Genomic DNA, 12,431 nt, shown 5'->3' on the forward strand with positions numbered 1-12,431 from the left:
CGTCAAGGAGGTTCACGGGCGTGATCTCCGTGCCGGTCGGGTAGCAACGTCCTGCTTCGCCGCCGCTCGCGGGAACTCGGCGGGAACTTGTGTGAAGGGGGATCACAGGGTGTCGGACGACGGCCCGCCGGACGGCTGGGAGGCGCACGAGCGCCGGCTGTGGGAGGCGTACCGGCACGGTGAGTGGTGCGAGGACGTGCCGGAGGTGCGGGCCGAGGCCCTGCGGTGGCTGCTGGTCGCCGCGCCGCGCCCCGCGCGGGGGCGGCTGGCCCGGCTCCGGCTGCGCGGTGCCCGGATCACCGGCACGCTCGATCTGGCCGAGGCGGCCGTCCAGGGCGCGATACGCCTCGATGCCTGTCGCTTCGACGAGGTGCCGTGCTTCGACGGCGGGCAGTTCGGTGTGCTCCAGCTGAAGGACTGCGCCCTGCCGGGGCTGAGCGCGGTCGGGGCTCGGGTGGGCCAGGAGTGCGAGATCGTGGGGTGCACCCTCGACGGCACTCTGAACCTCCGTTCCCTGACCGTCGGTACGCATCTGCTGCTCGACCGCTCGACGGTGCAGGCGCCCGACGGCACGGTGGCCGTCGACGCGCAGTCGCTCGCCGTCGAGGAGCACCTCTCGGCGACCGGACTGGTGTGCAGCGGGCCGATCCGGCTCATGAGCTCCCGGGTGCAGGACACGCTCGGCTTCCGCGGCGCCCGGCTCCAGGGGGACCGGGCCTGCCTCCAGGCTCCCGAACTGACCGTGGGCGGCGGCCTGTACCTCGACCGGGGGTTCTCCAGCGACGGGGGGATCAACCTCTACGGCGCCTCGATAGGCGGTTCGCTGCACCTGGAGGACGCCACCCTGACCGGCCCGGACGCACCCGGCGGTGAACCCGCTCTGCAACTGCTCTGCGCCTCGGTCGGCGGCGACATACAGGCCGGCTCGGGGCTCACCGTGCGGGGGAGCGTCGACATGCGGGACACCTCGGTGCGGGGCAGCGTCGTGCTGCGGCGGGCCCGGCTGCACCATCCGGACGGCACCGCGCTCAGAGCCCACCGCCTGCATGTCGGCGGCGACCTCGACTGCCGGTCCGGCTTCGTCTCGCACGGCACGGTCGACCTCTGCGACGCCCGGGTCGGCGGCTCGGCCCTGTTCGAGGGCGCCGAGCTGACCGGCCGCGCCGGAGCCGCCGCGCTGCGGGCCAACGGCATAGAGGTGGGAGCGGAGTTCAACTGCTGCGACGGGCTGACCGCGCACGGCCGGATCTCCCTCAGCAGCATCACCGTACGGGCCAAGCTCTGTTTCGAGAACGCCGTGCTGGACGTCCCGGCGGGGGAGCGCGCCCTGATCTGCCGGCGGTCCGCGGCCGCCGACCTGACGCTGAAGCCCCGCGAGGCACCGCGCGGCATCGTCGACCTCAGCCACACCCGGGTCGGCGTGCTGCGCGACGACCCGGCCGGCTGGCCCGGCTCGCTGGTCCTGGAGGGCCTCGCCTACGACAGCGCCCAGCCCGCGTTGTCCGGCCGGCAGCGGCTGACCTGGCTCGACCGCGACCCGGCCGGCTTCGCACCGCAGCCCTACGAGCAACTGGCCGCCAACTACCGGCGCCACGGCCGCGACGCCGACGCGCGCCTCGTCCTGCTCGCCAAACAGCGCCGCAGGCGGGCCACCCTGGCCTGGCCCGCCCGGATCTGGAGCCTCCTGCAGGACCTCACCGTCGGCTACGGGTACCGGCCGCTGCGCGCGGTGCTGCTGCTCGCGGCCTTCTTCACCGCCGGCACCGCGCTGTTCGCGACCTGGCCGCCGCTGCCCTACGGCGACGGCACGCCACCGGACTTCCAGCCGGCCGTGTACACCCTCGACCTGCTGCTTCCGGTGGTCGACTTCGGGCAGGAGCGCTCGTACAGCTCCCACGGCGACATGCAGTGGGTGGTGGTCGCCCTGGTCAGCGTGGGCTGGGTCCTCGTGACCACGGTCGTGGCGGGAGCCAACCGGGTCCTGCGCAGATCCTGATCCGGGGCGGAGCGGCGGGAGCCGGCCGTTCTCCGTGAACACAATCGGAACAACGGGGCAACCGTGACGGTCCCCCGCATGTCTAGGCGGTGTGACGCAGCATCAGGACTCGCCGTACGGAGGCGGCGGGCCGTCGATCCCGAAAGGGGATTCCATGCGCATCCGCCCGGCCGTCGCCGCCGTATCCCTTGCCACCGGCCTTGCCGCCCTGTCCGCGTCGGTGCTTCCGACAGCCGCCCAGGCGGCGGACCGGACCGCATCCAGCGACACGGTGTTCTCGAACGTCGTCGTCAACGGCGGCAAGGACATCGTCCTCGGCCTCACCACCAAGAAGACCGTCACCATCACCTGGACGGCGACGGACCCGGACGGCGTCGTCGCGTCCTGGGCCTACCTGTGGCACGGCCCGAACACCGACGACGAGGACGGCACCCTGGGGGCGTACCCGGCGGGTACCTGCGAGGTGCCGGCCATCGCCAACCCCACCACCGCCGACTGCACGGTGAGCATCGCCGTGGACGCCGCGCGGGACCTCGACCACAACGGCCTCGCCGGTACCTGGAACGTGCTCGCCGGGGCGCAGGACCGCACCGACGACTGGACGGAGATCGACGTCGCGGGCACCGCCTCGGTCAAGCGGCTGGCCAAGGTCACGGTGAACGCCTCGCCGGAGCCGGTGAAGAAGGGCAGGACCGTCACGGTCACCGGCAAGCTGACCCGCGCCAACTGGTCGAGCGGCAGCTACACCGGCTACCAGGGACAGCCGGTCAAGCTGCAGTTCCGCAAGAAGGGCAGCAGCACCTACACCACCCTGAAGACCGTCACCAGCGGCGGCAGCGGCACGCTGCGGACCACCACCAAGGCGAAGGCCGACGGCTACTTCCGCTTCGTCTTCGCCGGCACCGCCACCACCGGCCCGGCCACGGCGGCAGGCGACTTCGTCGACGTCAGGTGAGAAAAAGCGCCCCCGTGCGGGCCGGGACGGTTCCCGGTACGCGCGGGGGCGGGTGGTTCAGGGGACGGGGTCAGCCGAGGAGCTTCGTCGCCAGGGTCGAGGCGTTGTACGAGCCCCAGCCGGTGGTGAAGTCCCAGCCGGTGGCCGCGGAGTAGGCGCCGTTGCTGCCGCTGGTGATGTCGTGGAAGCCGGTGCCGCTCGCCGCGTAGAGGGCGGGGTTGGCGAAGCCGAGGTTGGCCTTGCCGGCCGCCGCGGCCTGCTGGTTGTAGAGGGCCGCGAACGCCGCCCACTCGGGGGCCGCCGCGCTGGTGCCGCCGACCGAGGACCAGGAGCCCTGCGAGTAGATGGAGACACCGGGGCTCGGGTTGGCGTGCGCCGAGACGTCCGGGACCTGGCGGTAGCCGCCGCCCGCGCTCTTCTGGACGGCCGTCTGCCAGCTCGGGATCTTGAAGACGGTGGACTTGCCGCCACCGCCGCCGGACCAGGCCACCTCCTTGCTGAAGGCGTTGGCCGAGGTGACGGTCAGCTTGGTGCCGCCGACGCCCGTGACGTACGGGTCGCTGGCCGGGTAGTCGACGGAGGTGCCGCCGTCGCCCGCGTCGTCGGAGCCGTCGTCACCGGAGGCCGCGTAGAAGCCGAGGCCCTCGGCGGCGCCCGTCTTGAAGACCGCGTCCACCGCGTTGATGTTGGAGGTGGTGCGGGCCGACTCGGCCGCGCCCCAGCTGATCGAGGTGGTCGGGATGCCGCTGTCGACGATGGCCTGGTACGTGTCGACCTCACCGGCGTCCGAGTTGGGGCCCTCGAAGACCGTCACGTTCGCCTTCGGGGCGATCGCGTGCAGGACCTCGATGTCCAGCTCGACCTCGACCTGGCCGTCGCCGAGCGAGCCGGAGCCGCCGTCCACCTTGGACACGGTCGGGGTGGGCGAGCCGAGGCTGTAGTTGGTGTCGTACTTGGTGATGTTGGACTGCTGGAAGCCGTCGAACTCCAGGAGCGCGATCTTCTGGCCGCTGCCGGTGTACGTCCCGGAGACGTTGTAGCCGCCCTTGAGCTGGGCCGGGGTGTAGCCGCCGCCGGGGCCGTTGTGCGGGGAGACGGTGTGCGGGGTCGCCTGGTGGTGCAGCTGGACGCGGTTGTTGAGGCCCGCCACGTCGCTGACGATGGAGGCGAGGGAGGAGGGGAGCGTCGGCGCGCTGTCGTTGGCGTAGAAGGAGCGGCCCGAGGTGGCGTCCTTCCAGGTCGACAGCTGGGTGCCGAAGGCCTTCTGGAGCTGGGCTGCGGTGCCGCTGGCGTCGACCAGCAGGTTGCCGGAGTGCACCTTGCCGACGGTGACGCCCTGCGAACGCAGGTAGTCCTTCAGCTTCTTGACCTCGGCGTCGGTCCGGCCGAAGCGGGCCGCGAACCGGCTCTTCGTCAGATAGTGCCCGTAGGAGGCCGAGTGGGGGTCGCTGACCTTCGCCACGAAGGTGTCGAGTGCCGTGCCGCCCCGGGGAGTCAGGCTGATCGCCACGGATATCCGCTTGCCGGCCGCCACCTTGCCGGTGCGGGCGGCGTCGTGCTTCAGGCCGGGCAGGACGTCTCCGGCGACGGCGGCCCGGGCGGTGTGCGGGGCGTCGGCCGCGAAGGCGGCGGGGACGACCGCCGTGACCAGGGCCGGCGCTGCGATCAGGCCGAGCAGCTTCAGGCGTGACTTCACTGGGGTCCTCCGAAGAATGGAGAGTGGGGGGTGGGGAGTTGAGCCGTCCCGGGAAACGGAACGGGATCACCGTAGGAACTCCGGCCCCACCCCCGTAAGCGGGGGAACCCTTGCGTTACGTGTTAACTGCGGATGTCATGTCAACGGCGTGTGTCGAGCGGGCGGGGGAGACGGGCACGTGCCGCCTGACTCACCGCCACGGTCTGTGCCACGGGCCCGGACCGGTCGTCGTCGCCGGTGTCCACCGCCGCCCCGGAGGCGATGACGGCGACGGCCATCGCGTGCGCCAGCGCGGTGCGCGAGCGGACCCCGAACTTGCGGTAGACCCGGGACAGCGCCCCCTCCACCGTCTTGACGCTGATGAACAGCTCGGCGGCGACCTCCCTGTTGGTCGCCCCACCGCCGACCAGTTCGGCGATCCGCGCCTCCGTGGGCGTGAGTTCGGGCCCGCCCGCGCCCGTCTCGCCGCCGCGCTCCCCGGCCGCCAGCCGGGCCAGTTCGTCCCTGGCCCGGGCCGCGAGCGGGGCCGCGCCGATCCGGGTCGCCGTCTCCAGGGCCTCGGCGAGCGCCTGCCGGGCGGCGTTCCGGCGGCGGGCGCGGCGCTCGACCGCGCCGAGTGCGATCAGGGTGCGTACCAGCTCGACGGGGAGCGGCAACCGGCGCAGCCGCTCCACGGCGGTACGCAGCCGTACCGCCCCCTCCCGCGCCCGGCCGAGGCCCGCGTCGCACAGCCCCTCCGCCCGTTCCAGCGCCGCCAGTACGCTGCCGGGCGCGCCGTGCGGCACGCGCGCCCGGGCGTCGCGGAGCACGGCCCCCGCCGCGTCCGTCTCGCCCAGCGCGACCAGGGCCTCGGCCAGGTCGCCGTACCAGTGCAGCAGCGGCGGGTCGGCGGCGCACATGGCCTCGCCGAGTTCCCTGACGCGTTGCAGCGCCTCGACGGCGGCGGCCGCCCCGCGCGGATCACCGCCGAGCAGTTCGGCCTGCCCGAGGACCGCGAGCGCGCGCAGCAGGAACAGCCGGTCGCCGTCCGCCTCCGAGGCACGGACCGCCTGCGCGGCCAGCCGCCGGGCCTCGTCGGCGGTGCCGCCCGCGGTCGCGGCGAGTGCCGCCGCGTACAGGGCCGGAGCCGCCTGGGGCAGGGCCCGCGAGCAGCGGGCCGCGGTACGCAGCGCCTCCCGGCAGTGCCCGGCGCGCACCTGGATGCGGGTCAGCGCCACCAGGGTCGCGACGGTCTCCTCGGCCCCGGCCGGCTCACCGGTCGCCGCCAGCAGCGGGACGACCTGGTCGCGGGCCTCGGTCACCCGGTCGGAGTCCAGGGCGAGGATCGCCCGCATCCGGATCAGCCGCCGGCTCTCCGGGCCGCCGGGGCGCTCCGCTGGGAGCGCCGCGAAATCTGGAAGTGCCGCGATCTGTCGTGTGTCGACTGCGGCTGCGTCGTGGCTGGTCGCGCAGTTCCCCGCGCCCCTTCGGGGCGCTGCCAACAGGGTCAGTGCCTCCGTCAGTGCGGCGTCGGCGGCGACCGGGTCTCCGGCCAGGGACCGTACCCGGGCGAGGGTGGCGAGCGCGTCGATCCGGGTCTCGGTGTCGCCGGCCGCGCCCGCCTGCCGTGCGGCCCGCCGGGCATGCCCGGCCGCCTCCGCCAACTCCCCGCACAGCAGGCCCCGTACGGCGGCCCAGTGGTGCAGCCGGGCCTCGGAGCGCGGATCGCCCGCGGCGTCCCGCAGGCCGTCCGCGATCAGGTCCTCGGTGCCCTCCAGCGCCTGCCCGGCGCCGCGCAGCAGGACCAGCCGGGCCCGCACCCGCTGCGCGGCCGACCCCGACCGGGCGAGCACGGCCCCGGCGGCCTCGCCGGCCTCCTCGGTGCGTCCGGCGTCGATGGCGTACTCGGCGGCGGCCAGCAGCCGTTCGGCCCGGTCCGCCGGATGGCCGGCCGGGGTGCGGCGGGCGGCGAGGACGGCCAGTTCGAAGGCGGTGCCGGGGGCGCCGTCGAGGCGCGCGGACCCGGCCGCCGACATCAGGGTGCGGGCCGTGGCCTCGTCCTCGTAGGGATGGGAGAGCGCGAGATGACGGGCCCGCTCCACGGGTTCGGTCACCGCGCGGGCCAGCAGCGCGTGCGCCTGCCGGCGCCCGTGTTCGGCGGCGTCGGCGTGCACGGCGGCCCGGAGCACGGGATGCCGGAAGCGTACGACCCCGTCGGCGTCGGCCGTCGCGATGCCGAGCCGTTCCGCCTCCGCGAGGTCCGCGGCCGGGTCCGGGAGCCCGGCGGCGCGCAGCAGGGTGAGGCTGGGGCGGGCGGCGGCGCTCGCCACGAGCAGGGTGCGCCGCACCGGCTCCGGCAGCGCACGGGCCTGCTCCAGCAGGAGGGTGCGCAGTCCCGGGGGCACCGGCGGCAGCGTGCCGAACCCGGCGGGCACCGGGGAGCGCAGTGCCGCGCGCCCCAACTCCCGTGCGTAGTACGGGTTTCCGGCGGCGGTCTGCTGGATCGCCCGCAGCACGGCCGGGGGCAGGTCGGCGCCGAGGTCGGCGCGGACCAGATGGGCCGTCTCGTCGTCCGTCAGGGGCGGCACGGGGAGTTCGACGGTGCCCGGCGGGCAGCAGCGCAGCCGCTCGGGCTGGCCGCCGTCCGCCACCCGCTCGGCGGCGAGCATCCGGATGCCGGGGTCGTAGAGCCTGCGCACGGCGAAGGCGAGGACATCGGCGGTCGGTTCGTCGAGCCACTGCAGGCCGTCGACGACCAGCAGGACGGGACCGCCGGCGGCCAGGGTGCGCAGCGCGTCCAGGACGGCGACGCGTACGGCCAGCAGGCCGCGGTCGTCCGCCGGTCCGCCGCGCAGCAGGGCTGTCCGCAGTGCGGCCCGAGGCTGCGGCGGCAGGGTCTCCAGGCAGCTCTCCGGGACCTGCGCGAACAGGTCGACGAGCCCCGCGAAGGGCAGCCGGGCGTCCTCCTCGGCGGGCGAGCAGTGCAGTACGGTGCCGGCGGCCGGGTCCGCCGCGAGGGCTGCCACGAGCGTGGACTTGCCGATGCCGGCGGGACCGTGGAAGAGCACCCCGGGGCGCGCCGCCGCCTGTACCCGGGCGGCGTCGAGCAGCGTACGGCGCCCGGTCAGTTGCATGTGTTCATGACAACCTCCGGTGATCCGGTGTGTCAATGACATCGGTCACCCCGCGGCGGCGGCCGCCCCGCCCGACATGGCGTAACAGGTCATGTCTTCTTCCTGAATCCCTCGTTACGGAACGCGGAAGGCTCTTCGGCCCTCCTCCTGTGCGGAAGCAACGAGGCACGGGCAGGGAAACCAGGGACTGAGTGACATGGGTTTGACCAGTCGAACGACCGTATACGCGCTCGCGGCGCTGGCCGCCCTGTGTGTGGCCCTGCTGGTCTGGCTGTGGCCGCGGTTCGCCAGGCCGGGGCTGTGGCAGGTGCTGGGGCGGCTCGGGGCCGTCGCGGTGACGCAGGTGACGATCGTCGCGGCGTTCGCGTGCGCGGTGAACTCGTCGTACCAGTTCTTCGGCTCCTGGAACGAGCTGCTGGGCAACGTCGACACCGCTCCGGTCGGCGTGACGCAGGCGGCCGGCGGGAACGGCGGCGGCTCGGTGAACGGCATAAGCAGCGTCCGCGGGGCCTCGCTCGTACAGCCCGCCGGCGACCAGCAGTTGAGCCGGGTCAGCGGGCTGCCGAGCGGGCCCGCCGCGGCCGTCGGCCGGGTGGAGTCGGTGAAGATCATCGGCCGTCGCACCGGCGTGGTCGACCCGGCCTTCGTCTATCTGCCGCCGCAGTACTTCCAGAAGGCGTACCACCGCATGCGCTTCCCGGTGATCGTCGCGCTCAGCGGCTACCCGGGCAGCATCTTCAACCTCGCCCAGCACCTGCGGGTCTCGCAGACCGCGGGCGAACTGCAGCGCAAGGGCCAGATGCAGCCGACGATCATGGTGATGATCCGGCCCACCGTCGCCCCGCCGCGCGACACCGAGTGCGTGGACGTCCCCGGCGGACCGCAGACCGAGACGTTCCTGGCGAAGGACCTCCCGGAGGCGATCAAGTCCGTCTACCGGGCCGGCCACGACGCGAACTCCTGGGGCGTCATGGGGTACTCCTCGGGCGGCAGTTGCGCCCTCCAGCTCACGATGCGCGACCCCGGCGTCTACACCACGGCCGCCGCCCTGTCGCCCGACTACCAGGTCAAGGACGACCCCACCACCGGCAACCTCTTCGGCAGCGGTCCCGGCCGTCAGGCCCGGATCGACGGCCACGACCTGATGTGGCGGCTGAAGCACCTGCCCGTGCCCCAGGTCTCGGTCCTGGTCGCCAACAGCAAGCACGGCGAGAAGGGCTACGCGCAGACCGAGGCCTTCATCAAGGCCGTCAGGGCGCCCATGCGGGTCGTCTCCATCCTCCCCGAGAGCGGCAGCCACAACTTCCCCACCTGGGTACGGGAGATGCCCGCCGCCCTGAAGTGGATGAACGAGCAGCTGACCTTCCCCCAGGACGTCGTGCCCCGGCACCACGCCAAGAAGACGACGTCCGAGGCGGCGGGCAGGCCGAGCCCCAGCCCGCACCCCCGGTCCGGTCACGGCCACGGCTCGGTGCGCGCGGAGGGCCCGGAGCCCAGCCCCACGGCCACCGCACACCGCTGACACGCCGCCGCACGGTGCAGTGGCCGTGGAGTGGACGTCCGCCGCCGGACCGGGGGAGTTGCGATGCAGGTAGCCGTGGTCACCTTCGACGGGTTCAACGAGCTCGACTCCTTCATCGCCGCCGCGCTGGTCAACCGGTGCCGCAAGGACGGCCTTGAGGCGTTCATCACGACGCCCACGCCGGTCGTCACGTCCATGAACGGCGTCGAGGTGACCGGGCAGCGGCCGCTGGAGTTCGTGGCCGAGGCCGGCGCCGTGCTGATCGGCAGCGGGGTGCGGACCCGGGACGTCGTCGCCGACGACCACCTGGTCTCCCGGCTGCCGCTCGACCCCGGGCGCCAGCTGATCGGCTCGCAGTGCTCCGGCGCCCTCGTGCTGGCCCGGCTCGGCCTGCTGGACGGCCGGCCCGCGTGCACGGACCCGGTCAGCCGGCCCTTCGTCGAGGCCCGTGGCGTCACCGTGCTGGACGCGCCGTTCCACAGCGAGGGGAACATCGCCACGGCTGGCGGCTGCATGGCCTCGCAGTACCTCGGCGCCTGGGTGATCTCCCGGACGCTCGGCGACGAGGCCGTGCGCGAGGTCATCGGCTACACGGCACCCGTCGGCGAGCAGCGGGAGACCGCGGACCGCGTCCTGCGTACCGTCCGCACCGGCGAGGCCGCCGCACTGCGCTGAGCCCCGGCGGCGGGTGAGCCTCAGATCCAGGTGTCGAGCCACATCCTGGACTGCCAGCCGCTGTAGGGAATCGTCTGCCCGGTGTAGACCGGGTAGAAGTAGACGAAGTTCCAGGCGATGAGGAGCACCAGCACCCCCGCGGCCACCGCGCCCCGGGTACGGCGCCGGCGGTCCGCGCCCGGCGGGCCCAGCACGGCACCCAGCATCATCGCCACGGCCAGGCACAGGTACGGCACGAAGACCACGGCGTAGAAGGAGAAGACCGTCCGGTCCTGGTAGAGGAACCAGGGCAGGTAACCGGCCGCCACCGCGCAGAGGATCGCGCCGGCCCGCCAGTCGCGGCGCAGGGCCCAGCGGTAGAGCAGGTAGCCGAGGGCGAGGCAGGCCGACCACCACAGCAGCGGGGTGCCCAGGGCGAGGACCGTGCGGGTGCAGGCGGACGCCGTGGAGCAGCCGTCCCGGCCGGGCTCCGGGGAGTCGTAGGCGAACAGCACGGGACGGCCGAGGACCAGCCAGCTCCAGGGGTTCGACTGGTACTTGTGCGGCGTGTGCAGGCCCACGTTGAACTGGTACACCAGGTACTCGTAGTGCCAGAAGCTGCGCAGCGGGGCCGGTATCCACGACCAGGTGCCGCCGCGGCCGTCCGCCCAGTGCCGGCCCCAGCCGTCGTCGGACAGGAACCAGCCGGTCCAGGTCACCAGGTAGGTCGCCACGGCGGTCGGGACGAGGGAGAGGACCGACCAGGCGAGCTCCCGGCGCAGCACCGCCCGGTACGGGTGGGCGGCCCCGGCGACGCGGCGGGCGCCGACGTCCCACAGCAGCGTCAGGACCACGAAGAAGACCAGGACGTACAGGCCGTTCCACTTGGTCGAGGCCGCCAGGCCGAGGAGGACGCCGGCCGCGAGGCGCCAGGGCCGCGGGCCCGTTCCGGCCCGTTCACCGGTGCCGGCGTCCGGGCGCACCCGGCCCTCCGCGTCGGCCGGCAGGGCCGCCGCGAGCCGGGCCCGGGCCCGGTCCCGGTCGATCAGCAGGCAACCGAACGCGGCCAGCACGAAGAACATGACGACGAGGTCGAGCAGGGCGGTGCGGCTCATCACCAGGTGCAGGCCGTCCACCGCCATCAGCGCCCCGGCCAGGCAGCCCAGGAACGTCGACCGGAACAGGCGGCGGCCGATGCGGCACAGCATGAACACCGACAGGGTGCCGAGGACCGCCGTCATGGAGCGCCAGCCGACGGGGTCGAGGCCGAACAGCCACTCGCCGGCGGAGATCACCCACTTGCCCGTCGGCGGGTGGGCGACGAAGGAGCCGGTGTCGGAGAGCCGGATCACCTGGGGGTGCGCCAGGATCTCCGGGTCGGCGACCTTGCGGTCCGGCCAGCTGCCCTCGTACCCGAGGTGCAGCAGTGCCCAGGCGTCCTTGGCGTAGTACGTCTCGTCGAAGATGAGGTCGCGCGGCCGGCCGAGGCGCCAGAAGCGGAGGGCGCCGGCCAGCGCGGTGACGAGCAGCGGGCCCAGCCACTCCATCGCCTTCGCGAGGCGCAGTGCCCGGGCCGGGCCGAGGCCCAGGAGCAGCCAGAGGCGGGTGGCGGGCTCGGGGAAGGGCGGGACCAGGCGTTCCCGGACGCCGGTGCGGTGCGGGACCCCGGCGTAACCGAACCGGCGCAGCCGGTCCAGCCGCCCGAGGGAGGCCGGCGCCGGACGTATGCCGTCGAGGTCGTGGGAACGCGTCGCGCTGCTGTTCGTCACCGGACGACCTTAGGCGGTGCCCGCGCCCGACCGCGAAGCGGCAGCCCTACGGTGGGGGAGGACATGAGAGAGATCACGAGAGCGAGTACGGGAGAGAAGCCGTGATGGCGGACATGACGCGCCCGGAGCGCGAACGGCGGCTGCCCGTCGCGCTCCTGGTGGTGGCCTGCGGTGTGTTCCTGGCGGCCGCCGGGGCGATCCTCGCGGCACCGCTCGGGCTCTACGGGTTCAAGGTCGAGGCGCTGCCGAAGGCCCCGCAGGAGAAGCACGGCGTCCCCGGCGCCGCGCTCCGGAAGACCTTCCGGCTCGCGGTGCCGGCCGGGGCCCGGCAGGCCGCCTACCTCGTCGTGCCCGGCGACGGCAGCGCGGACAGCGGCCAGGACCTCTACCTGCGCTTCCGCACCACCCCCGCAGGCCTGGAGAAGTTCCTGGCCGCCCTGGACAAGGCCACCGGGGACCTGGCGGCCGGCAACGCCGTCCTGGACCAGGACGACATCGACTCCGTCGGGCTGCCCTGGAGGATCGGCACCGGGGGACACCTCGCCGGCCTCTACGCGGACCTCCCCGAGCGGGGCGACACGGCCGGATCGGCCCTGCTGACCGTCGACGAGAGCGAGGCGGCCGCGCCCTTGGTCTACGTCCATGTGACCGTCTAGCGGATGCCTGTGATTACCGCTCCGGGGTGGCCACCCGTAAGGCCTGGGCCATACCCTGGACACAGGGCTG

General features: G+C 73.8%; 8 protein-coding genes. 5 read left to right on the top strand and 3 right to left on the bottom strand.

Going from position 1 to position 12,431, the window contains the following annotated elements; genetic code table 11:
* Window positions 1-109: 109 nt before the first annotated feature.
* The gene (locus ACFWPS_RS03105; protein WP_383700252.1) at window positions 110-1,996 is read left to right on the top strand and encodes a hypothetical protein; all 1,887 of its coding nucleotides are present in this window, start codon (window positions 110-112) and stop codon (window positions 1,994-1,996) included.
* 154 nt (window positions 1,997-2,150) lie between these two features.
* A complete protein-coding gene (locus tag ACFWPS_RS03110; RefSeq protein ID WP_383700254.1) occupies window positions 2,151-2,951 on the top strand; it encodes a hypothetical protein in 801 nt (266 codons plus the stop codon).
* 70 nt (window positions 2,952-3,021) lie between these two features.
* Here the strand turns inward: ACFWPS_RS03110 and ACFWPS_RS03115 are convergent, their stop codons facing one another.
* Window positions 3,022-4,647, bottom strand: a complete 1,626-nt coding sequence (locus tag ACFWPS_RS03115; protein ID WP_383700256.1) for a protease pro-enzyme activation domain-containing protein — start codon at window positions 4,645-4,647, stop codon at window positions 3,022-3,024.
* A 140-nt stretch (window positions 4,648-4,787) separates the two neighbouring features.
* Complete coding sequence (locus ACFWPS_RS03120; protein WP_383700258.1) at window positions 4,788-7,760, bottom strand: AAA family ATPase; 2,973 nt, start codon at window positions 7,758-7,760, stop codon at window positions 4,788-4,790.
* A gap of 196 nt (window positions 7,761-7,956) precedes the next feature.
* On the opposite strand from ACFWPS_RS03120, the gene ACFWPS_RS03125 reads away from it, so the two are divergent.
* Both ACFWPS_RS03125 and ACFWPS_RS03130 read left to right on the top strand, forming a co-directional pair.
* A complete protein-coding gene (locus ACFWPS_RS03125) occupies window positions 7,957-9,282 on the top strand; it encodes an alpha/beta hydrolase (protein ID WP_383700260.1) in 1,326 nt (441 codons plus the stop codon).
* Between the two features lie 63 nt (window positions 9,283-9,345).
* Window positions 9,346-9,957 carry a DJ-1/PfpI family protein gene (locus tag ACFWPS_RS03130; RefSeq protein WP_383700262.1) on the top strand — a complete coding sequence of 204 codons (612 nt, stop codon included), beginning with the start codon at window positions 9,346-9,348 and terminating at the stop codon, window positions 9,955-9,957.
* A 20-nt stretch (window positions 9,958-9,977) separates the two neighbouring features.
* On the opposite strand, the gene ACFWPS_RS03135 is transcribed toward ACFWPS_RS03130, so the two are convergent.
* Window positions 9,978-11,705 carry a dolichyl-phosphate-mannose--protein mannosyltransferase gene (locus tag ACFWPS_RS03135; protein WP_383700264.1) on the bottom strand — a complete coding sequence of 576 codons (1,728 nt, stop codon included), beginning with the start codon at window positions 11,703-11,705 and terminating at the stop codon, window positions 9,978-9,980.
* A gap of 104 nt (window positions 11,706-11,809) precedes the next feature.
* Here ACFWPS_RS03135 and ACFWPS_RS03140 point away from each other — a divergent pair, with 104 nt between their 5' ends.
* Complete coding sequence (locus ACFWPS_RS03140) at window positions 11,810-12,361, top strand: hypothetical protein (protein WP_383700266.1); 552 nt, start codon at window positions 11,810-11,812, stop codon at window positions 12,359-12,361.
* Window positions 12,362-12,431: the final 70 nt, after the last annotated feature.

The organism is Streptomyces sp. NPDC058457 (genome assembly GCF_042720695.1).
Lineage (GTDB): Bacteria > Actinomycetota > Actinomycetes > Streptomycetales > Streptomycetaceae > Streptomyces.